A 22,273-nucleotide genomic window follows, 5' to 3' on the forward strand; every position below is an offset into this window, starting at 1 on the left:
ATGCCTATCGTTACCTATATCCTGCGCGACGGCGAGCGACGCGACATCGACGTGCCGGATGGCACGAGCGTCATGGAAGCCGCGATTCACAATAACCTGCGCGGCATCGACGCGGAATGCGGCGGCTGTCTTTCATGCGCGACGTGTCATGTTTATATCGATACGTCGTCGACTGCCGATTTACCATCGCCCGATGACTCGGAACTCGAATTGCTCGATGGCGTCGCATCCGAGCGGCGGCCTGAAAGCCGTCTCAGTTGCCAACTGGTGATGAGCGCCGCGACAAGCGGCCTCGTCGTGCAGATTCCGCAAAGGCAAGGGTGAAACCATGAATCGCTTGCTCGTGATCGTCGGCGCATCGTATGCGGGTGTCCAGCTCGCGGCGGCGGCGCGCGAATCCGGCTTTGACGGACGCATCGTGCTGCTGGGCGATGAGCCCGACGCGCCTTATCAGCGCCCGCCCTTGTCGAAGGGCTTTCTCACCGGCAGCTTCGCCGAAGCGCGATTGCCCTTGCGTTCGCAAGCCTTCTTCGACGAAGAGAAGATCGACTGGATGCCGTCGATGCGCGCGACTTTCATCGATCGCGCGCGGCGTGAAGTCGAACTGCACGACGGCACGCGCATCGCGTATGACCATCTCGCGCTGACGACGGGCGCGCGCGTGCGCAAGCTCGATTGTCCCGGTGCGACGCTCGATGCCGTGCATTACCTGCGCGATCTGCGCGATGCGCGGCGTCTCGCACACAGCGCACAAGCGGCGCGGCGCGCGGTGGTGATCGGCGGCGGTTATATCGGCCTGGAAGCGGCGGCTTCGCTGCGCCAGAAGGGCGTCGAAGTGACGGTCGTCGAAACGGAGCCGCGCCTGCTTGCGCGTGTCGCGTCGCCGTGGATGTCGGCGTTCATGCAGCGCGCGCATGCGGACAAGGGCATCGCGTTCGCGTTCGGGCGCAAGGTGGCGGCGTTGCGGCAGCTGGACGATGCCGTATCCGTCGTGCTCGATGACGATACGCACTTGCTCTGCGATCTCGTCGTGGCCGGCATCGGCGTGATACCGAATACGGAACTCGCGGCGGAATGCGGGCTGACGGTGGCGGGCGGCATCGTCGTCGATGAATACGCGCGCACGAGCGATCCGGCCATCGTCGCCGCCGGCGATTGCGCCGCGTTCGTGCCGCATTGGGCCGTGGACGCGCGCGCGTGCCGCGTGGAGTCGGTGCAGAATGCAAACGATATGGCCAGGGTCGCGGCGCTCGCCATTGCCGGGCGGCCGCAACCGTACCGCGCGATTCCGTGGTTCTGGTCCGATCAATTCGATCTGAAGCTGCAAATGGCGGGCATCAACATGGGCTTTACGCATCAAGTGGTGCGCGGCAGCGTCGAGGAGCGGAAGTTCTCGGTCTTCTACTTTCGCGACGAGGCATTGATCGCGGTGGACAGCATCAATCGTCCGCAGGAACACATGCTCGCGCGCAAGCTGCTCGCGCAGTGCGCGCGCGTGTCCGTGCATGAAGCCGGAGATCCGGCGTTCGATCTGAAAGGAGTCGTGTCATGAAGCCGCTCGTGGGTGTGGTGTGCGACCGGTTCTTTGTCGGCGAGCACGACCTGCATAGCGTCAAGCAAAGCTATGTGCGCGCGTTGACGTCCTGCGCGCACGTGAGCCCGGTGCTGATTCCCGCATCGCGCGATCTCGAATCGGTCGCGGATTATCTCGACGGCGTAAGCGGCCTGCTGTTTCCCGGCGGCGCGTCGAACGTCGAGTCGCGCTTGTACGGCGGCGCGCCCGACGCGGCCATGCTCGTCGATCCCGACCGCGATCATGTCGCGCTGGAACTGATGCGCGGCGCGGCGGCGCGCAACATGCCATTTCTCGGCATCTGCCGCGGGTTTCAGGAGATGAACGTCGCGTTTGGCGGCACCTTGCATGCCGACATTCATGCGTCGGGGCATTCGGAGGATCATCTCGAAGACCTGAACGAAGCGCTGCTCGCGCGCTATCGCTACCGGCATGAAATCGAGCTCGTCGATAACGGCGCGTTATCCGTGCTCGCAGACGGCGCAAAGCGCGTGCGCGTGAATTCGCTGCATCGTCAGGGCGTGGCCACGCTCGCGCCGCGACTTGCCGTGGAAGCACGCGCGCCGGATGGTTTGATCGAAGCGATTCGTCTCGATGGTCACGCGTTCGCGCTCGGCGTGCAATGGCATCCCGAAGCGATGGTCACGAGCGATGCGCTTTCGCGCGCGCTGTTCGAAGCGTTCGGCGCCAGTTGCAGGCGCTATGCGGCGCGAGACGGAGTCTGATGCCATGTCGGCCGATCGCTTCGATCTCAACCTGCTGCGCGTGTTCGACGCGATCTTCGAGGATCGCAATCTCGCGCTCGCGGGCAAGCGCCTGAACCTCAGCCAGTCGGCGATCAGTCATGCGCTCGGACGCATGCGCGACGTGCTCGGCGACGATCTCTTCGTGCGCACGGGGCGCGGCATGGAGCCCACCGTGCGGGCGCTTGCGATGGCCACGCAAGTGCGCGGCGCGCTCGCGCAGATCAAGGCCGCGCTCGGCGTCGACAGGTTCGATCCGTCCGTTGCGCAACGCACGTTCGTGCTGGCGGCGAACGATTACATCACGGCCTTGCTGCTCGGACGGCTCAGCCAGCGTTTGCGCGCCGAAGCGCCGCTCGTGGATCTCGTCGTGAGGCCTTCCACGCGGCTCGATCTCGCGGGCCAGATCGACGTGGGCCGCATCGATGTCGCGATCGGCATCTTCGCCGATATGCCGCGGCGTTTTCGCTCGATCGACGTCTGGGAACAGACGGACGTGCTGCTGCTCAATCGCGAGCATCCGGCGGCGGACCGGCCGCTTACGCGCGAAGACCTGCTGACGTATCCGCTCGTCGCGGTGTCGCAAGGCGGTGAGGAGGAGGGCGCGGTGAGCGGCTTCATCGTCGAGCGGGGGCTTGCGCGGCAATCGGAGATGTTCGATCGCGAAGCGCTCAATCGCGGGTTCGCCGAGCAGGCGGACGTGCCGCGCGTGCGCATGGCCGTCGCGCATTCGCTCGCGATTCCCGCGCTGCTGCGTCATAGCGACATGCTCGCGCTGGTGCCGTCGTCGCTCGGACGTGAGCTTGCGCGAAATGGCGAGCTGACCCTGCGCGCGACGCCTTATGCCTGTCCCGATGTGACCGTGCGCGCCGTCTGGCACGAACGCAACGATGGCGATCCCGGGCTGCAATGGCTCCGGCAGCAACTCATCGACGTATCGCGGCAGGTGCGCTGCCGCTGATGCGCGGCATGCAACATCGTCATGCAAAAGATTCACTGCGTTCGCGGCTATGAGCGCGTACGCGTGAACATCATCGAAAGTCCCTGAAACAAGGGCTTTTTCAATCAAAAAAGGTTCATCGCGTGCGACGTCGCGAGGCGTTCGCTCGCGATGCGCGTCGCGCGTTCGTAACTTGCCGGGTTGTTCGCCCGTTTATGCGCTCTTAATCTGGGCGCCCGTCGATAAGAGAGGATGTTATGGAAGAGACAAAGGTTGTCGATGTTCAGGCGCTCATCGATACGCGCCGCTTTTCACGCTATCAATGGCTCGTCTTCGCGATGTGCTTCGTGATCGTGCTGATGGATGGCTTCGATACGGCCGCGATCGGCTTCATCGCGCCTTCGCTCGTCGGCGAATGGCATTTGAGCAAGGCGGCGCTGGCGCCGGTGCTGAGCGCGGCGCTCTTCGGGCTCGCATGCGGCGCACTGCTGTCCGGGCCGCTCGCGGACCGTTGGGGCAGGCGCGGCGTGCTGATCGCGGCCGTGCTGATTTTCGGCCTGGCGTGCCTCGTTTCAGGCAATGCGCGCGATCTCACGGAACTGACCGCGCTGCGCTTCGTGACCGGCGTCGGGCTTGGCGCGGCGATGCCCAATGCGGTCACGCTGATGAGCGAGTTCTGCCCGCACGGCCGGCGCGCGACCATCGTGAACATGATGTTTTGCGGGTTTCCGCTCGGCGCCGCATTCGGCGGATTTCTCGCGGCGTGGATCATTCCGCAGTTCGGCTGGCGCACCGTGCTGCATGTCGGGGGCGCGGTGCCGCTGCTGTTGACGGTGATTCTCGTGATCGCGTTGCCGGAATCGATTCAATACATGGTGTCGAAGAAGAAGCCCGTCGAGCGCATCCGCAAGGTGCTGGCGCGCATCGCGCCGGAAGTCGCGTCGGCGCAATCGTTCGTGATGCGCGAGAACGCCGCAAGCGACGCGCAAAAGGGCGGGGCGCGCGTTGTCTTGTCGCGCACGCACCTCTTCGGCTCGCTGATGTTGTGGCTGTGCTACTTCATGGGCCTCGTGATCTTCTACGGCCTCATCAACTGGATGCCGGTGCTGCTCAGGGACGCGGGACTGACCCCGCAACGCGCGGCGCTCGTTTCCGCGCTGTTTCCGCTCGGCGGCGCGGGCACCGTGTTGTGCGGCGTGCTGATGGACCGCTTCAATCCCAACGGCGTCGTGGCCGCCGCATACGCGCTCGGCGCGGTGAGCGTGTATGCGATCGGGCAGGCGGTCGGCAACGTCGGCCTGCTGGTATGCGCGGTCTTCGTCGCGGGCGTGCTGGTGAACACCGCTCAGGCGTCGATGCCCTCGCTCGCCGCGGCGTTCTATCCGACTTCGGGCCGCGGCACGGGCGTTGCGTGGATGCTTGGCGTCGGACGCTTCGGTGGCGTCGCGGGCTCGTTTCTGGTCGCCGAACTGTCACGCCAGCAAATGGGCCTCTCAGGCATCTTCACCGTCGTCGCGATGGCGGGCGCGGCCTCGTGCATCGCCTTGCTGCTCAAGCAGGTAGCGAGCCCTCGCGGCGCGGCGCAAGTCGCGGACGGGCAGCCGATCGCGCATTGACGGCGTCATCGTTCGAACGTTCATTGTTTGCGGATCGGTGCGCCCGTCCGCAAGCGTGAAGCGCGTTCGCGAAGCCGTCACCGGAGACTGGTAAAATTGCGCAACGTTTTTCCACGGGCACGATGTGATGGGCTTCGAACAACTCGCCGGACTGAAAAAGCAGCTCGCAAAACAGGCTGCAAACAACGCAGCAAAGAAGAAGGCGCCGCGCGCGCGGCGTCCGGCGCCGGCTGGGGCGGCGTCGAAACCGGCGGCCGCAGCGTCGAAACAGGCGGCCGCGCCGAGGCCGGAGGCCGCGTCGAAACCGGCGGCACCGGCGAAACCGGTCGATCCGGTCGTGCATACGATCGGCAAGCTGCAAAAGCGGTTTCCGCTGGCATTTCCGAAGAATCCCGCGCCGAAGGTGCCGCTGAAAGTCGGCATCTTCGAGGATCTGCTGAAGCACGCGGAAGAACTCGGTCTGAGCGAGAAGGAATTGCGCAGCGCGATCAAGGTCTGGTGCCGGGGCAACCGCTATTGGACCAGTCTCGCGGAAGGCGCGCCGCGGATCGATCTGACGGGCGGCAGCGCGGGCGAAGTATCGTCGGCGGATGCGGCGCGTGCGGTCTATCTGGAAACGAACCGCGCGGCGCGCGCGGCGTCGCCGAAGCCTGCCGAATCGGGCAAGCAGCCGGAGAAAGAGGCGGCCAGCGAAGCCGCTAAAGAGGCTGATCAGGAAGCGGGCAAATAAGTCCGTGAGTCATGCGATAGCCGCGCAGTCTGTTCGACGCGCGGCTTTTTGTTTTCGTCTGGCGCGCTTACGCGTGCAACGGCGCCCCGCGTGCTCAGTGCTGTGGCGGCTCGATATCGTAAGCAATCCGTCCCGCGGGCAGGAAGAAGAGCGCGATCACTGCGCCGCCCTTTGCCTCGGGATAGTGATGGCTTCCCGGCGCGGGCGCGGTCCATCCGCCATGACACCATCCGTTCGGACCGGCAAGCGCCGCGCCTTCGTCGAGCGGCACGACCATGTTGAACTCGCCGTACGGATGCGCGTGATAATCCCCGCGAAAACTGTCTTCGGGGTTGTTCTGCCGATTTCCGGTGCTGTCCATCAAAACGGCCGTGATGCTGAAAAAGAAGGTCTCCGGGCACGGCGCGACTAGCCGCGCGCGCCGATATTTCGGTCCGGCGATCTCGACATCCGCGGCCCATCCTTCTTCGACGCCTTGCCTGATGAGGCGCGCCAAATCCTGATACAGCGCACTATCCACCCCATATTTCGTATTGAGCCATTGCTCAATGTGCGTGTCCGCCGTCATATCCCTGACCTCTTCGAGAAAAGGCAGGCATCGCGCGATGAGTTCTTCCTTGCTGGTTAATGTGATCTGAGTCGGGGGCATCTCTTGTTCTCCTTGGCTTGCGTGGCGATTCACGCGTGAGCCCACGATGCCATATCGACTCGCGCGACAGAAGCGAAGTTGCTGCAAGGAAAACTTGAATGCCTTGCAAGTCGAGCGAGGCCGATGTGAACCGCGGACGATCCATCGATTTCGCTCAAGAGGGATATGAATACATTTCCTCGACGATGCGCGAGCACGGTTTCCCGGCGATTTTTCTCGCAATGACCCGCTGCGAAGAACGGAACGCCCGTAAAAACGCGTCTACGTAAGCAACATCATCTTCCGGTCGCGCTCGCACCGCGCGAAGCGAGGCGCACGCGCTGTTGCCGGTTTCTCTCCCAGTCTCTAAGCTCGCCGCGATAGTTTCAATCATCGACAAAAGATTCGTCATCCGAACGAATACAGGGAGACAGAGATGTTCACGAAACATGGCCGGGCTGCGGTATCGATCGCAGCGGCGTTGTGCAGTGGTTCGGCGTTCGCGCAAAGCAGCGTCACGCTCTATGGCGTGATGGACACGGGCATCGAGTACGTCTCGCATGCGAACGCGGCGGGCGATCATGTCGTGCGCATGCCCGGCATCACGGGCGAAGTGCCGTCGCGCTGGGGCATGCGCGGCGTCGAGGATCTGGGCGGGGCGCTCAAGGCCGTGTTCGTGCTCGAAAGCGGCTTCAACGTGCGTGCCGGCGATTCGGGCCAGGGCGGGCGGCTCTTCGGCAGACAGGCGTTCGTCGGTCTGGAAGGGCCCTGGGGCACGCTGTCGTTCGGGCGTCAATACACGATGACGTACTGGGTCATGTCGGACGCGGATATCCTCGGGCCGGACATCTACGGCATCGGCGCGCTGGACGCGTTTCTTCCCAACGGACGAAGCGACAACACCGTCGCCTACAAGGGCAAGTTTTACGGTGTGACGGTCGGCGGATCGTATTCCTTCGGCCGCGACAGCACAGGCACCGGCAATTCGCCGGGACAAGGCACGTGCTTCGGACCGGTGCCCGGCGACGCAAGCCAATGCCGCGAATGGAGCGCGATGCTCAAATACGACAGCACGTACTTTGGCGTCGCGACGGCGTATGACGAGCAACGCGGCGGCACGAACGCGCGCGCGAGCTTCTTCGACGGCGTGACACCGCTTGCCATTGCGTCGAGCGGCGACAAGGACGCGCGCCTGCAGGCCAATGGCTATGTGAACGTGATGGGCGTGAAAATCGGCGGCGGATGGATCGGCCGCCGCGTGGAGTCGGATGGCGCGGGCGGCAGCGTGCGTTCGAATCTTTTCTATCTCGGCGCGCAGTACTTCGTGACGCCCGCGCTGGCGATCGACGGCGAAGCGTATCGCGTGATCGTCGAGCAGCACGATACGCGCGCCACGCTGGCGAGTCTGCGTGCAACCTATTTCCTGTCCAAGCGAACGGCGGTCTACGGCAACGTTGCGTACCTCTGGAACAGCGCGAACGCGCGTTTCTCCGTGAGCGCGGGCGGCGGCGGAACGACACCCGCGCCGGGCATGGGGCAACTCGGCGCGATCGTCGGCGTGAGGCATTCGTTCTGACCGAAAGATGGCGGACAAGCACACCGATGCATGGCTCGGAACCGTGGAGGCGATCGGCAGGGGCGCGCAGGAAAGGCAGATCGCATGCGATCCTGCGCGATGCTGTGACGGCCGCAGCGGGCCGATCGTGCGTGTGCTGGACACACCGACGACGCGCACGCTCACCGTCTCGTGGTGCGACGCAAGCACGGGTCACTACGGTTATCAGACGTGGCGAGCGAGATGCGCGCGCCACGCGGGAACCTGCGTGCTGACCGGGCGGCCGATCGAAGCGGGCGATGACGTGTTCAGCCCGCGCAAGGGTCTGGTGCAGCCCGGCAACGCCGGCGCGATGATCGCGGCGGCGAGCCTTCGGTGTATAGCGAAGAAGCAGCCATGCGCGATGCCGAAGCATCGCGCCATCGATCAGAACTTGTGACGCAGGCCGACGCGCGTCACGAGCTGCGTGTTCGCACCCGCATTGCCGATGAACGACGACGCCGAGCCGATTTCCGCTTGCACCGGCACGCCGTTGTTGCTGCCCGAAGCCTTCTGATACGCGCCGATCACATAGACGTCGGTGCGCTTGGAAAGCGCGTAATCGACCACCGCGTTGACCTGATGCCACTTGCCTTCGAAGTTGTCGTCGAGCTTCGAGAACGTGTAGCCGAGGCCCGCGCTCAGTGCCGGCGTGAAGGCGTACTTGCCGCCGATTTCGTAGTTGTTCAGCTTCGACGAACCTGCCGTGATCGGCTGGAACTTCGTATGCGTCCAGTTCGCCCAGATGACGGCCGCGGCGATCGTATAACGCGCGCCGACGCCGAACGTTTCGAGATCGCGCAGGCCCAGCGTGTTCACGTTCGCGATGCTCACGCTGAAGGCGGGCGTCGCGCCGTTCGGGAAGCGGATCTTGGTATATGCCGCGCCGATGCCGAACGGACCTTGCGCGTAGTTCAGGCCGAAGCTATACGCGCTCGACGAGCCTTGCGTCGTCGTGCCGCCGGCCGTCGTCGTCGGCGAGCCCGCGAAGTTGGTCGTGTTCGAGAAGCCGTACATCGCGCCGAACGTGACGCCGTAGAAACTGGCGCTGCTGAACTTGACCGCGTTGTTGATGCGGCTCGACGTCAACTGGTCCAGATCGTTGATGTGATATGCATAGTTGCCCGCGGGCGTCTGGCTGCCCATCGTGTAGCTGCCGCCGAGGTAATCGGTCGAGAACGAGTACTGGCGGCCGAACGTCAGCGAGCCGAATTCGCTCTTTGAGAGGCCCACGTACGCCTGACGGCCGAACTCTGCGCCGCCCTGACCGAGTGAGCCGTCGCCGCTGTTGAAGCCGTTTTCGAGCACGAAGATCGCCTTGAGGCCGCCGCCCAGATCTTCCGTGCCGCGCAGGCCCCAGCGGCTGCCTTGCGCGACGCCGTCGGCGTACTTCACGACGCTGTCGTGGCCGCCGGCCGTCGCGACCTTGTTCGCATAGGTGATACCGGCGTCGATGATGCCGTACAGCGTGACGCTGCTTTGCGCGTGCGCCGCGACGCCGAACGAGCCGAGTACGGCCACCGCTACCATGTGCTTCTTCATTCTTGTTTTCCTTGAGGTTGGCCGCCCGATGCGGCGCAATTTCAAACGATCGCTGCTCAGCGTTATAGCGGACGAAATATAACGCGTTGTCAGGCGTTGGTAAATTTGCGTGGGCGAATCTGTATCATTTCTTCCACATGGCTGTCACACATGGCCGATTTACGCTTGACGTGTCTGACGCAACTAACTGTCAATCGCGCCACCGCACTTCGAACAGGTGCGATCATTGCGTAGCGACATTCAAAGCGAACAAGGAAAAGGAGACGAAATGGCCGGCAATCAGCATCCGGACGCCTGCAGAATCGGCGTCGTGTTCATCGAAGCGCAACTGACCACGCTTTTCGCTTACGCGAGCCTGTTATCCGACTGGATCGACCGCGGCGCGCCGCCGCCCGACTTTACAAAGGCAGCGCCGCTTCTGGCGCGCAAGCGTTCGCGCCCGGAAGCGCACACGCATAGCGAGGACGGCACGCCGATGAAGCCGCCGCCCCCAGAAGACGCGCTCTCGTGGCCATCGTTCGATACCGCCGACAAGCGCATTGCGTTCGCGCTGATCGTCCCGTGCACGAACGCGATTCTCGCCGTTGCCGAGTACTTCGATATTCACCGGTTGTCGGCGTCGCGCGCGCCGGAAGTGCAGTTCCTCATGCGTCTGCGCGATGCCGCCGTGAACGGCAACACGTTCAGCCTGCCCGCTAACGAATACATGCCGCACGCCGCGTATGCGGGCCTCATTGTCGAGCCGGCGCTGGACGGCACGCTGCTTTTCAGCGACGGCGTGAAACCCGGCTTCATCGAATTCGGCGATACGGTAGGGCTGCTTCGCTATCTGACGAAGCTATTGACGAGCATGCAATCGATCATCAGCGCGGGCGACGCGGGATGACTTCGCGAAGACGCGTCAGCGTGCGTCGCTCGCGGCGCGCTCCTGTCCCGGCGTCTTCGCAAAGAACTGCTTGTAGCAGCGCCCGAGATGCGACGCGCTCGCGAAGCCGCACTGCATGGCGACATCGAGCAGGGAGAGCGACGATTCGCGAATCAGCTTTTGCGCCGCTTTGAGCCGTAATTCCAGATAGAACTGCGACGGCCGCACGTTGAAATGCTTGATCCACATGCGTTCGAACGTGCGCGGAGAAATACCCGCGAGCGCTGCGATGGTCTTCATCGGAATCGGCCGCTCGATGTTCTGTTCCATCAGCGTGACCGCGTGGACAATGCGCCTGTCCTCCACGCCATAGCGCCATTGAATCGCCATTTTCTGGCTTTCCTGCGCGGTCCGCATGCGTGTGTGGATGAACTGGTCGGCGACTTCGGCCGCCAGTTGATGACCATGCTGACGCGCGATGAGATCCAGCATCATGTCGATGGCCGCGGTGCCGCCGCTGCATGTCATGCGATCGCCTTCGATGCAATAGAGATCGCGGCTCACGTCGAGCGTGGGAAACTCGTCGGCGAGTTCCTTCAGCGCTTCCCAGTGAATCGTGCAACGGCGCTTGTCGAGCAGTCCGGCGCGCGCGAGGATCATCGTGCCGAGACTGATGCCGCCCAGGGTCGAGCCCTTCGCGGCATAGCGGCGCAGGAACTCGAACACCTGCGCATTGCGATAGTTCGACACGCCGATGCTCGCGACCACGAACACATGACTCAATTCCGGCGATGATGTGATCGCGAAGTCGGGCAGCAGCGCGAAGCCCGAGCTCGACGAGACCGGTTCGCCGTCCGCGCTGATCAGATGCCAGCTATAGAGTTCTTTGCCGCTCACGCGATTGGCCGCGCGCAATGGCTCGGTGACGGAACTGAGCGCCATCATCGAGAAATGCGGCACGAGGAAAAAGCCCATGCGCTGAGGCTTCGTTTCCTCGCGCGCGAGTTTGACGGCGCGTGCGAGCGGCGGGATATCGCTCGCGTTCATGCGTCTGCGTGAACCGGCCCGAGCACGAGATCGAGCAGGGGCGTCACGGCGTCATCGTTCGAATCGAGCGCATCGACGGCGCTTTCGATGCGCTGTGCCACGCTCGCGCCGCATGCGGCCTGCGCGAACGCGCGGAACTTGGCGCGAATCGCATCGGCTGCGAGCGGCAGGTCGGGATCGCCGAGCGCCTGCGTCGGGCCCGACTCGAAGACCCGGCCATCGAATAGCTCGATGCTCATTTCGGCGATACGCTCGTTCGGAAAGCGCGACGTGTACGCCGCGTCTTCTTCCGTGCGAATGAGATGACTCAGGCGCAGCACGTCGGCGTCGCCGAGCGCGTCGCCATGCAGCGCGTCGAAGCGCACCGCGCCATGCTTCAACGCAACGGCAACGGGAAAGAGCAGGCTGTACTGCGCCTCTTCCGTCGATGCGGGCGCGGCATGCGCGAGGCGCGTCGCATGGTGGAACGTGCGCACGTTCACCGCGCGGACCTGCTCGCTCGAAAAGCCATGCGTCGATTTGAGCGCGAGCGCCGCGTCGATCGCGGGGTGCGCCCATCGGCAGACCGGTTGCGGTTTGAAATATTGCTCCATGATGCGCCAGCGTTCGCCCAGATCGCTCCACAGACTGCGGGTTGAGTCCTGCTCGATGGTGAGCGCCGGCGCGCCCGTGAAGCCGCGCTGCGCCAGAAACGCAGCGGAGAGGCCCGCCATGCAGCCCCAGCCGGAGCCGTCTTTCACCATCGTCGGATGATCGATGCAGCGCATCATCTGACTGCGCGGCCCGTGATACTCGGCGATGCCGAGCGCCTCGCGCGTCTGCCGCATATCGAGCGGCAAGATGCGCGCGGCGAGCGCCGCAGCGGCCAGGGCATTCCATGCGCCCGACGTATGATAATCGCAGGCGCTCGCATGCAGCGCAATGCCCGCACGCGTGCCAAGCTCATAGCCAAGCGCGATGCATGTGATGAACTCGCGTGCGCGCATGCCGGGGCCTGCATCGGCGAGTGCGAGCAAGGCGGGCAGCACCGTCACACCGACGTGGCCTTTGGTTTGCGCGTGACCGTCATGGCCGTCGCAGCTATCGATGGTCATCGCGCCCGCGAGACCCGCGCCGACAGGACTCGCCACGCGGCCATCGAACAGCATGCGCGAGCGCAGCGTGCCGGGCGCGAAGAACTCGGCGGCGTGATCGCCCGCGATGCGCGACAGCGCCGTCTGCCTGCCCGCGAGCGCCACGCCGAGCAGATCGAGCACGCAGAGCTTCGCTTGCTCGATCACCTTCTTCGGCAACGCATCGAAGGTCAGTTCGTGAATGAACCCGATGGCGGATGTGCCCATCCGTCAGTCTCCCGTGTAATTCGGCGTGCGGCGCTCGAACGTCGCCGCGATTGCCTCGCGATGATCCGCCGTGCGATGCGCGATGCCTTGAAACGCCGCCGACATTTCCAGCAGGCTAGGCAAGTCCATGCGTTGCCCTTCGCGCACGAGGCGCTTCGACATGCGCAGAATATCCGGCGCATTGCCCGCGATTTCGTGTGCGAGTGCGAGGGCGGCGTTCATCAACTCGGCATCCGGCACGACGCGCGACACGAGCCCCCATTCTTCCGCGCGCTGCGCATCGATTGCGCGGCCGGTGAAGATCATTTCGTTCGCGCGCGACAGGCCGACCGCGCGCGGCAATAGCCAGGCGCCGCCATCGCCCGGAATGATGCCGACCTTCGCGAAACTCTCTGCAAACAAGGCACTTTCGCCCGCGATGCGGATATCGCACATCAGCGCGAGATCGCAGCCCGCGCCGTGCGCGGGACCGTTGACCGCCGCGATGACCGGCACGTCGAGCTCGTGAAACGCGCGCGGAATGCGCTGAATGCCGCGCCGATAATTTTCGCGAATCTGCGCGGACGTGCCCGCGAACGTGCCCACTTCATCGCGCATGTGCTTGATGTTGCCGCCCGACGAGAACGCGGGACCCGCGCCCGTCAGCACGATGGCGCGCACGGACATGTCGCCTTGCGCGCGATCGAGACACGCGATGATCGCATCGACAACTTCTTTTTCGGTGATGGCATTGCGCGTGTCGGGACGGTTCAGCGTCATGACGACGACATGGCCGTCCTGTTCGTACAGCACAGGTTCGCTCATTGCGAGGCTCCTGAAAGCATGCTTTGATAAACGGGTCCGGCGAGTTCGTGACGCAGCACCTTGCCGCTCGGATTCAGCGGCAGCTTCTCCACGAAGAAGACTTTCTTGGGCCGCTTATAGGGCGCGAGATCGTCGCCGGATTTGCAGAACGCGACGACATCGTCTTCCGTCAAGGTCGAGATGCTGCGCACGATGAAGGCCGTCACCGCCTGCCCCCACTTTTCGTCGGGCACACCGATCACCGCGGCTTCCTGCACGCCGGGGCAGTGATACAGCACTTCCTCGATCTCGCGCGGATAGATGTTCTCGCCGCCCGATACGATCATGTCGTCGGCACGGCCCTGAAAGTGAAAATAGCCCGCTTCGTCGATGCTGAAGAGATCGCCGGTATAGAGCCAGCCCGACTTGAACTTCTTGTCCGTCTCCACGGGATTGTTCCAGTAGCCCGATGCGAGCTGCGGGCCTTTCACGATCAACTGGCCCACTTCGCCCGCTGCCACCGTTTCGTTCGGGCTCACCACGCGCTCGGGATCGTTGCGAATCACGCGGCATGTGCTGATGAGCGTGGGCTTGCCGCAAGAGCCGAGATACGTGAGCGCATCGCGCGGATGCAGCAGCAGCGTAAGGCTCGCTTCGGTCATGCCGTAGCCATTGAAGATGCTCGGGCAGAACTCGTCGATCACGCGCTGCATCGTCTTCGCGGGAATCGCCGCGCCGCCTGTCGTGATCATGCGCAGGCTGTGCGTGTCGATGGCCGCGAAGTCGGGATGGAACAGCATGTCCTGAATCTGCGTCGGCACGGCGAAAAGCGTCGTGATGCCGTAGTGCGCGATGGCCTGCAAGGTCGCAAGCGGTTCGTAGCGCGGCAGGATCACGTTGTGCGCGCCGACCATCAAATGCGGCACGAAATACGCCTGCATGCCGCCGACGTGATAGAGCGGCGCGATATGCAACGCGGCATCGGTGCTCGTCAGGCTGTACTCCATCACGCAGTTCGTGGCGATGGAAACGTCGTTGCCGTGCGTATGAATCGCGCCTTTCGGACGGCCCGTCGTGCCCGACGTATAGACGAGCGCCGAGATATCGTCCGGCGTGAGGCGCGGCAGCGGTGCGTCGAGTTGTTCGACACGCTCGATCAACGCGTCCATCGAATGATGATGCGATGGAATATTCGCGCCTTCGTTGACGCACACATACGTGCGCAGGTCCGGCACCGTCTGCTCGATCTTCGCCACCGCCGACGACATCGACTCGTCGTAGAAGAGCACGCGCGCGCCGGCATCGCGCAGGATGAATGCGGCTTCGTTCGCGGAAAGGCGAAAGTTCATCGGCACCGCGATCGCGCCGAGCAACTGGCACGCCATGTAGGCGGTCGGCGTGGCGTCGGACGTCTTCTGCAGGATCGCGACGCGGTCCATCTGCCGCACGCCGAGATCGAAGAGCGCCTGCGCGAGACGACGCACGCGCGCGCTCCATTGCGCATACGTCAGTGAAACGGGGCCGCAGGTGAGCGCGGGACGGTCCGGGTATTTGGCGACCGTGTTTTCGAAAAGCGACGTAATCGTGAGCATGATGCGTGTTGCTCTTTTAAAGAGTGATGCGGATGTCGGGAAGATCGCGGCCCGCGATCAGATACTTGGCGACTTCAGACGTGCCGCCGACGATGGTCAGCGCGCGCGCGTCGCGATAGAGTTGCTCGGCGCGTCCGTACTCTTTCGTGAGGCCGTCGCCGCCGAGAATCTGCACGGTTTCATCGGCGCAATAGTTGGCGGTTTCGGTCGCGACGAGCTTGGCCATGGCCGCTTCCTTCATGAGCGCCTTGCCGTCCGCGCCGGCGTCATACATCTTCGTTGCGCGATACGTGATGAGTTCCGATGCATCGATGCGCCAGCTCATTTGCGCGATCTTGTCCCAGATGAGCTGCTTGCAGCCGAGCGCCTGCCCGAAGGACTGGCGCGTTTGCGCATGCGCCGTCGCGATATCGAATGCGCTGCGTGCGACGCCGAGACCCGAGCCGCCGAGAATCGCGCGCTCGAAATTGAACATGCCGCGCATGATGCGAAAGCCGCCGCCTTGTTCGCCGAGCAAGTGATCGGCGGGGACGCGGCAATCGTCGAACTTCACTTCGCCGACGATGCAGCCGCGCCGCCCCATGAACGTGTAGTTACGCGGGAAGCTGATGCCGGGCGCATGCTTCGGCACGGCGACCGCCGTCATGCCGTCGCCGGTCAGTCCGTACACGATATAGACGTCCGCGACCGACGCGTTCGAGATATAGCGCTTGAATCCGTTGATGACCCACTCGTTGCGCGCTGCATCGAAATCGATACGCGTCTCCATGCCTGCCGAGTCGCTGCCGACATTCGGCTCGGTCACGCAGATCGCGCCGATTGCCGTGCCTTCGAGAATCGGCGTGAGATAGGTATCGCGGAGCCGAGCGCTCGCATGACGATGCAGCGGATACGCGCATGACAGCGCGGTCGCGATGGTCGTTTCGAATGCGTAGTTGAGATACGACGCTTCCTCGGAGAGGATCGTCGCGTGCGTGAGGCCCGGCTCTTTCAATGATCCGCGATAGAGATCGGGAAACATCAGCTTCAGATAACCCGCCGCGCCCAGGGCGCGCACGACATGCCTGACCGCATCCCAGTCCTGACGGTCTTCGATATCCGCGGCTCGCGGTGCGAGCTCGCGTTGCAGGAAGCCGCGGACTTCGGCGCGAAAAGCGCGGTCCGCATCGTTCAATAGAAAATCGCGCATGGTGATGAGTTGTTTCGTTCAGGTTCGTTGCGCGTAGATGCGCGCGTCGCGCACGGTCGGCAGAAGGAAACGCGCGCGGCGGATCGCGTCGTAATCGAGTTCGCCGACGACGAGACATTCGTCTTCGCCTTCCGCTTGCGCGATCGTCTTGCCGAAGGGATCGAGAATGCGCGAGCCGCCCCAGAAGGTCATCATGCCCTCGGTGCCGACGCGATTCGCCATCACGATCGGCACGCCGTAAGTGAGCGCATGAAAACGCAGATTGATGTCCCAGCCCGATGGATTGTCGAAGCCTTCGCCCACGGCCTCGCGCGCCGAACTGATGGGCGCGGCGAGCAGCGTGACGCCGTCGCACATGAGGCCGTGCACCAGCGCGGGATTCCACAGGTCGTTGCAGATGGGCGTCGCCACGCGCCAGGCATCGTCGATCGCAAAGCTTTCGGGCTTTGGGCCAGCGGCGAAGTAAAGACCGTCGCGCAGCTTGCCGTAAGTGGCGAGCATCGTCTTGCGATGCACGTGAACGAGCTTGCCGTTCGCGACCGTCGCCTGGCTGTTGTAGAACTGCCCGCCCGGCGCTTCCTCGATGAAGCCGAACATCACATGCATGCCCGCGCTCGCTTCGGCGAGTTGATGGATGGCGGGATCGTCGCGGGTCATCGCGAGACGCAGTGCGTCCTTGCCGCCGCTGTGGCCGTGCAAGGAAAGCTCGGGAAAAACGAGCAGATGCAAGCCGCGCTTCTTCGCCTCGCCGATGTGATCGAAATGCCGCGCGAGATTCGCATGCATGTCGCCGTAGGCCGTTTCGGTCTGCGCGGCCGCCACCTTTATCGTGGTCATGAGGTCGGTCCCTGGTTGTGGCTACGCGTGGTCAGATCAGACCCGACTCTTTGAGGAACTGGTTCGCGACATCGGAGAAGGACTTTTTCTGCACGTCGACGCTGGCGTTCAGACGCGCCATCGTCGCTGCATCGAGCTTCGCCGACAGTGCGTTGAGCAGCGGGCCGAGCTTCGGGTTCGCATCGAGCGTGGCCTTGCGGATCACCGGCGTCAGCGCGTACGACGGGAAGTAGCCCTTGTCGTCCTTCAGCAAGACGAAATTGAACGCGGGCACGCGGCCGTCGGTGGCGAAGACGAGCGCGACATCCACCTGACGATCCTTCAGCGCCTGATACGTGAGGCCCGTGTCCATGCGCTTCACGTCGCCCTGGCTGAACTCGAAACCGTACTGCTTTTGCAGCGGACGCAGTCCGTCCGGGCGTGCATAGAACTCGGAGTTGCACGCGAACGTGAGTTCCTTGCCGCCCTTGATCGCCTTCGCGAGATCGCTCATCGTGACGATGCCGAGCTTCTTCGCATCGTCCTGATTCATGGCGAACGCATAGGTGTTGTTGGCCTTCGACGGATCCAGCCACACCAGGCCCTTCGCCGCGTCGAGTTCCTTGACCTTCTTGTAGGTTTCCTCGGGCGTCATGCGGTCACTGATCTTGTTGTAGGTGATGAGCGACGTGCCGGTATATTCCCAGTAGACATCGACCTGACCGTTTTCCTGCGCCTGACGCAGCACGGCGCTGCCCATGCCGTCTTTCTTCGTCACGGTGAAGCCTTTCGCTTCGAGATAACGCGCGGTCATCTCGGCCATCAACTGCTGCTCGGTGAAGTTCTTGCCGCCGACGACCACCGACGCCGCGCTCGCCGAAACGCTGGCGAACATTGAAATAAGGATGCCGAACGATACTGCGAATAACTTTCTCATGGTCTCTCTCAAGGTGGAGTGTTCAAGTTTGCGGATTCACGCCGCGCGACACGAGCAGGCGCTGCATTTGCCCGACGAAGGCATCGGTCAGGATCGCGAGCAACGCGGTGGGAACGGCGCCCGCGAGCAGCATGCCGAAATCGTTCAGGTCGATGCCCGTGAAGATCAGCTCGCCGAGCCCGCCGCCGCCGATCAGGAACGCGAGCGGCGCCGTGCCGACCGTGATCGCCAGTGCCGTGCGGATGCCCGCGAAGATCACGTAGAGCGCATTGGGAAGCTCGACGCGCCAGAGAATCTGCCACGGCGTCATGCCCATGCCCGTCGCGGCTTCGATCAACGCGGGGGGCACCGCGCGCAGCCCTTCATACGTGTTCAGCGCGATGGGCAGCAGCGTCGCGACCCACAAGCCGAAGATCGCAGGCACCGCGCCGATGCCCATCACGCTCATCGCGAGGGCGAGCAGCGCGAGCTTCGGCACGGCTTGGCCCGCATTGAGCGATTGCATCACGATGGCCGCGCCGCGCTTTTGCGACGGACGGCTCAGATAGACGCCCGCCGGAATCGCGACGATGATCGCGAGCACGCCCGCCACCGCGACCATCATCATCATGTGCATGCCTTGATAGACGATGTCGCTGCGATACTGGACGATGCTTTCCCACCAGCTATCCGCATGCGCCTGCGTGCTCAGCGCAGCGAAGAGCGCGAAGAACAGACCGCGTTTCATGCGTGCTCTCCCACGGGCAGCTTCAACATATCGACGATGCGCGCCTGGCTCACATAGCCGACGAAGCGGCCGTCGTCATCGACGGCGGGCATCCACGATGCGCCGCTTGCGAACATCGTCGAGACGACGGTGCGCAGGTCGTCTTTCTGGCTCGCGGTGGCCTGCACCGGCAGTGCGTGTGCCGCCGTGACCGGGCCTTCGACCTTCAGCAGGCGATCGATCGTGAGATAGCCGTGCGGCTTGTCCGCGGCATCGACGAGCACGATCTGTTCGACGCCGTGTCGCTCCATCATCGCCCGGGCGCGCGTGCTGTCTTCACCGACGCGCACGAGGCAATCGCAAGCGGAAAGCGCATCGCGGGCGCGCAGCAGGCGCAGCCGCTTCAACGCGCGATCCGTGCCGACGAAGCCTGCGATGAAAGGCGTGGCGGGGCGCGCGAGAATGTTGTCGGGCGAATCGAACTGTTCGAGATGACCGTTGCGGAAGATCGCGATCTTGTCGGCCATCTTCACCGCTTCGTCGATGTCGTGGCTCACGAACATGATCGTCTTCTTGACCTGCTTCTGAATGCGCAGAAACTCGTCCTGGATCAGTTCGCGGTTGATCGGATCGATTGCACCGAAGGGCTCGTCCATCAGCATGACGGGCGGATCGGTGGCGAGCGCGCGTGCCACGCCGACGCGCTGCGCCTGGCCGCCGGAAAGATCCTTCGGATAGCGCGTGAGATACGTGGCGGGATCGAGCGCGACGATTTCCAGCAATTCGGCCGCGCGCCGGCGCGCCTTCGTCTTGTCCCAGCCGAGCAGCGTCGGCACCACGCAGATGTTCTCCTCGACCGTCATGTTCGGAAAGAGCCCGATCTGTTGAATGACATAGCCGATGCGGCGGCGCAGTTCGACGACTTCGAACTCGTCGGTATCGCGTCCTTCGAGAAAGATCTTGCCGGACGTGGGGCGCACGAGACGATTGATCATCTTGAGCGTCGTGGTCTTGCCGCATCCCGACGGTCCGAGCAGCACGCAGATCTCGCCCGCGCCCACTTCCATGTTGATGCCGTCGACGACCGGGCTCGCCGCGCCGTCATATCGCTTGGTAAGGTTGGAAAGCTCGATCATGATTTATTGCGCGTGTCCGGTTTGTTTGCGAAAGCCCGTCATGGCGGAGAGGCGCAGCGCGAGGCTGGCCGCGCGGGAAGGTGCGCGAAGACCCTTGGGCGTGAGGAAGCGTTGAACCCATGAAAGACCGATGTCGGCGGCGATTGCGAGCACGGAGACGAGAATCGCGCCCGCGATCAACTGACGCGGATCCGACTGCGAAATGCCGCGGCTGATCAGCTTGCCCAGCCCGCCCGCGCCGATATACGCCGCGATCGCCGCGATGCCGACGTTGATCACCACCGCCATGCGCACGCCGGCCATGATGATCGGCAGCGCAATCGGAATCTCGACCTTGCGCAGACGCTCGCCGGTGGTCATGCCCATGCCGCGCGCCGCTTCGCGCAATGCGGGATCGATGTTGGTGATCGCCGTGTACGTGTTGCGTACGATCGGCAACTGCGAATAGAGGAAGAGCGCGATGACCGTCGGCAGAAAGCCGATGCCCTGACCGATGACCGAGAGAATGGGGATCATCAGCCCGAAGAGCGCGACCGATGGAATCGTCATGATGATCGCCGCGACATACAGCACGATCTTCGCGAAGCGTTCGTTGATCGTGATCGCGATGCCGAGCGGCACGCCCGTGACGATCGCCAGTCCGACGCCGACTCCGACGATCTCGATGTGCTCGCCGGTCATCCTGGCAATGCTCGCCAGGTTGTCCCAGATGAAGGCAAGGGTTTCCACTATGTCTCCTGAGCTCTTCGTGGAGAGCCGTGTTTGTGTTTGAACTGCTATGGGCTCAACGATAAAGCGGAGCGGGGATAGAGGGCTACCATCGAGCCGACATTGTTTGTCACAAAAACGGCATGGCGTGTGGGAGATGGGGGATTTTCGTTTTAAATCAACGGGGTGGGGAGGGATGGGGAATGTACGGAGTTGCGTTAGATGAGGGGCTACCGGTTTGCATGTAGGGGCATCCGCCTCAAGAACACTGCCCCTAAGTAAATTCCGAAAATCAGGCAACTCGAAAATGCTTAAGTGCTGGAATATGCAGTGAAAAATTTCAGACAGCTTCGGAAGTTGCGGCTTCTCGACTCACAAAATGCGTCCTTTCGGCAATAATCCTCTGTTGCGACCCGATTTGCTGATGCCGATCGATCGAAAGACTTGTTGGCGTGCGCTGGCGTGGGGCCGGGCCGACGAAACAACCTCAGGGAGAATCAGCCGATGTCGATGGTGGTACCGTCTCAAGCCTATACATTACTGCTCAAGCCACAACCCGCCCCGCTGGTCGTGTTGAACTGGTCAGGTACAGCGGCTATCAGCCAGTTGTACGAATATAAGATCGACTTCACGAGCGCTACCGACATTTCGATGGACGAGGTCGTGGGTAGACCCGCCACCTTTGGCGTGGAGCCAGTTGACCCGGCTGCGGGCTATCTGCAACAAATGTTCGGCGAGAAGTGGAAAGACTTCAGCAAGTTGCCTAAGCGCTACGACACGCACGGCATTATTCAGCAGTTTGAGGTTCTAGGGACATCGGCAGACGAGACCCGCTATCGCGTCACGCTCGTTCCCAAAGTCGCGGATCTGGCAAGGGTCAGGAAGAGCAGACTCTTCCAGAAGCAAAGTGCCGTCGAAATTATTACGGACACCTTGAGGCATTACGGCTATCGCCTGGGCGTGGACTTCGACTTCCTCAAACTTCGAGGAAATTACAAGCGGCACGAATATATCACTCAGTATCACGAAACGACGTTTGATTTTATTCGGAGACTCTGTGCGGAAGAGGGCCTGTGGTTCAGGTTCGAACAAAAACACGATCGCTCGGTCATCATTTTTGGCGACGATCTGGATGCGTATGCGAGAAAGCAACGGATCGTTCCTTACCGTTCCCACTCAGGCCTCGAGAGCGCGGGCGCCGAGTCGATCCGATCGCTCAGGACGATCACGCAGCGCGTGCCGGAAGCGATTCAACTGAACGACTACAACCATCGACAGGCGGACGTGAACCTGCTGGTGGAGGCGAATGCCGCGCCGGCGGACAAGACTACCGACGGCATCGATAACCACTGGGGCGAGCATTACGAAACGCTCGAAGAGGGCAAGGAGATCGCGCTGCGGCGTCACGAGGAGTATCTGGCTACGCAGATCAGCTATCGGGCGCGGGGCAATCCGTTCTCGCTCGAAGTGGGCGAGGTTGTCGTTCTCGATGTGAACCCGAAGGATGCACCGCACGGGCTCTTCGTGACATCGATTCGCTGCGGTGGTGGCCGGGCCAGGTCGTACTGGTGCGCGTTCCAGGCGATTCCGGCGGATCGCCGGTGGCGAACGAGCATCACATCGGTGACACGACCCAAGATCGAAGGCATCCTGCCGGCGCGAATCGATTCGCCGGGAAAATACACTTATTCGTACCTGACCGAAAAAGGCTTGTACGTGACGGTGATGCCGTTCGATCTGGACGAGTGTCCACCACGCCGATCCCGTTCTGCGCTACTACGAAGCCGA

Annotated in this window: 21 protein-coding genes and 1 pseudogene; 10 read left to right on the plus strand and 12 right to left on the minus strand. The window is 63.1% G+C overall.

What is annotated here, in order from left to right; translation table 11 throughout:
* From AWB70_RS07075 to AWB70_RS07100, 6 genes are all read left to right on the plus strand, one after another.
* A complete protein-coding gene (locus tag AWB70_RS07075; protein WP_045460168.1) occupies positions 1-324 on the plus strand; it encodes a 2Fe-2S iron-sulfur cluster-binding protein in 324 nt (107 codons plus the stop codon).
* A 4-nt stretch (positions 325-328) separates the two neighbouring features.
* Positions 329-1,552 (plus strand): NAD(P)/FAD-dependent oxidoreductase, encoded by a 1,224-nt coding sequence (locus AWB70_RS07080; protein ID WP_082378188.1) that lies wholly within the window; start codon positions 329-331, stop codon positions 1,550-1,552.
* Entirely contained in the window at positions 1,549-2,298 is a 750-nt protein-coding gene (locus tag AWB70_RS07085) for a gamma-glutamyl-gamma-aminobutyrate hydrolase family protein (RefSeq protein ID WP_053571167.1), read from the plus strand. The genes AWB70_RS07080 and AWB70_RS07085 overlap by 4 nt, the downstream gene beginning before the upstream one ends.
* Positions 2,299-2,302: 4 nt before the next feature.
* Complete coding sequence (locus AWB70_RS07090) at positions 2,303-3,277, plus strand: LysR family transcriptional regulator (protein ID WP_053571168.1); 975 nt, start codon at positions 2,303-2,305, stop codon at positions 3,275-3,277.
* Positions 3,278-3,513: 236 nt separating this feature from the next.
* Complete coding sequence (locus AWB70_RS07095; protein WP_053571169.1) at positions 3,514-4,872, plus strand: MFS transporter; 1,359 nt, start codon at positions 3,514-3,516, stop codon at positions 4,870-4,872.
* A gap of 127 nt (positions 4,873-4,999) precedes the next feature.
* Positions 5,000-5,602 carry a ProQ/FinO family protein gene (locus tag AWB70_RS07100; protein WP_053571170.1) on the plus strand — a complete coding sequence of 201 codons (603 nt, stop codon included), beginning with the start codon at positions 5,000-5,002 and terminating at the stop codon, positions 5,600-5,602.
* Positions 5,603-5,696: 94 nt separating this feature from the next.
* Here AWB70_RS07100 and AWB70_RS07105 read toward each other — a convergent pair whose 3' ends face one another.
* Entirely contained in the window at positions 5,697-6,251 is a 555-nt protein-coding gene (locus tag AWB70_RS07105) for a 4-hydroxylaminobenzoate lyase (RefSeq protein ID WP_053571171.1), read from the minus strand.
* A 415-nt stretch (positions 6,252-6,666) separates the two neighbouring features.
* Between AWB70_RS07105 and AWB70_RS07110 the strand changes: the two genes are divergently transcribed.
* Together AWB70_RS07110 and AWB70_RS07115 are read left to right on the plus strand one after the other, a co-directional pair.
* On the plus strand, positions 6,667-7,806 hold the full coding sequence (locus tag AWB70_RS07110; protein ID WP_053571172.1) for a porin: 1,140 nt from the start codon (positions 6,667-6,669) through the stop codon (positions 7,804-7,806).
* Positions 7,807-7,813: 7 nt separating this feature from the next.
* Positions 7,814-8,224: a DUF3331 domain-containing protein gene (locus AWB70_RS07115; RefSeq protein WP_053571173.1), complete on the plus strand. Its 411-nt coding sequence runs from the start codon at positions 7,814-7,816 to the stop codon at positions 8,222-8,224.
* Here the strand turns inward: AWB70_RS07115 and AWB70_RS07120 are convergent.
* Positions 8,212-9,366, minus strand: a complete 1,155-nt coding sequence (locus AWB70_RS07120) for a porin (RefSeq protein ID WP_014252106.1) — start codon at positions 9,364-9,366, stop codon at positions 8,212-8,214. The two genes, AWB70_RS07115 and AWB70_RS07120, sit on opposite strands and share 13 nt — an antisense overlap.
* A 268-nt stretch (positions 9,367-9,634) precedes the next feature.
* Here AWB70_RS07120 and AWB70_RS07125 point away from each other — a divergent pair, with 268 nt between their 5' ends.
* A complete protein-coding gene (locus AWB70_RS07125) occupies positions 9,635-10,252 on the plus strand; it encodes a hypothetical protein (RefSeq protein WP_053571174.1) in 618 nt (205 codons plus the stop codon).
* 15 nt (positions 10,253-10,267) lie between these two features.
* Here AWB70_RS07125 and AWB70_RS07130 read toward each other — a convergent pair whose 3' ends face one another.
* From AWB70_RS07130 to AWB70_RS07175, 10 genes are read right to left on the minus strand one after another with little or no spacing between them, the layout of a single operon-like run.
* On the minus strand, positions 10,268-11,278 hold the full coding sequence (locus AWB70_RS07130; RefSeq protein ID WP_053571175.1) for a GlxA family transcriptional regulator: 1,011 nt from the start codon (positions 11,276-11,278) through the stop codon (positions 10,268-10,270).
* The gene (locus tag AWB70_RS07135; RefSeq protein ID WP_053571176.1) at positions 11,275-12,618 is read right to left on the minus strand and encodes an MmgE/PrpD family protein; all 1,344 of its coding nucleotides are present in this window, start codon (positions 12,616-12,618) and stop codon (positions 11,275-11,277) included. The genes AWB70_RS07130 and AWB70_RS07135 overlap by 4 nt, the downstream gene beginning before the upstream one ends.
* A gap of 3 nt (positions 12,619-12,621) precedes the next feature.
* Positions 12,622-13,422, minus strand: coding sequence for a crotonase/enoyl-CoA hydratase family protein (locus AWB70_RS07140; protein ID WP_053571177.1), 801 nt, complete (start codon positions 13,420-13,422; stop codon positions 12,622-12,624).
* Positions 13,419-14,993, minus strand: coding sequence for a class I adenylate-forming enzyme family protein (locus AWB70_RS07145; protein WP_053571178.1), 1,575 nt, complete (start codon positions 14,991-14,993; stop codon positions 13,419-13,421). The genes AWB70_RS07140 and AWB70_RS07145 overlap by 4 nt, the downstream gene beginning before the upstream one ends.
* A gap of 16 nt (positions 14,994-15,009) precedes the next feature.
* Complete coding sequence (locus AWB70_RS07150; RefSeq protein ID WP_045460198.1) at positions 15,010-16,182, minus strand: acyl-CoA dehydrogenase family protein; 1,173 nt, start codon at positions 16,180-16,182, stop codon at positions 15,010-15,012.
* Between the two features lie 18 nt (positions 16,183-16,200).
* Positions 16,201-17,019, minus strand: coding sequence for a nitrilase-related carbon-nitrogen hydrolase (locus AWB70_RS07155; RefSeq protein ID WP_053571179.1), 819 nt, complete (start codon positions 17,017-17,019; stop codon positions 16,201-16,203).
* A gap of 31 nt (positions 17,020-17,050) precedes the next feature.
* Positions 17,051-17,935 carry a glycine betaine ABC transporter substrate-binding protein gene (locus AWB70_RS07160; RefSeq protein WP_053571180.1) on the minus strand — a complete coding sequence of 295 codons (885 nt, stop codon included), beginning with the start codon at positions 17,933-17,935 and terminating at the stop codon, positions 17,051-17,053.
* A 22-nt stretch (positions 17,936-17,957) separates the two neighbouring features.
* On the minus strand, positions 17,958-18,662 hold the full coding sequence (locus AWB70_RS07165; protein ID WP_014252115.1) for an ABC transporter permease: 705 nt from the start codon (positions 18,660-18,662) through the stop codon (positions 17,958-17,960).
* Positions 18,659-19,777, minus strand: coding sequence for an ABC transporter ATP-binding protein (locus AWB70_RS07170; RefSeq protein WP_053571181.1), 1,119 nt, complete (start codon positions 19,775-19,777; stop codon positions 18,659-18,661). The genes AWB70_RS07165 and AWB70_RS07170 overlap by 4 nt, the downstream gene beginning before the upstream one ends.
* Before the next feature lie 3 nt (positions 19,778-19,780).
* Positions 19,781-20,506, minus strand: coding sequence for an ABC transporter permease (locus AWB70_RS07175; protein ID WP_053571182.1), 726 nt, complete (start codon positions 20,504-20,506; stop codon positions 19,781-19,783).
* Between the two features lie 483 nt (positions 20,507-20,989).
* Here AWB70_RS07175 and AWB70_RS07180 point away from each other — a divergent pair.
* Positions 20,990-22,240, plus strand: a pseudogene (locus AWB70_RS07180) (type VI secretion system Vgr family protein); the annotation flags it as partial.
* Positions 22,241-22,273: the final 33 nt, after the last annotated feature.

Source organism: Caballeronia cordobensis, assembly GCF_001544575.2.
GTDB classification, from domain to species: Bacteria; Pseudomonadota; Gammaproteobacteria; order Burkholderiales; family Burkholderiaceae; genus Caballeronia; species Caballeronia cordobensis.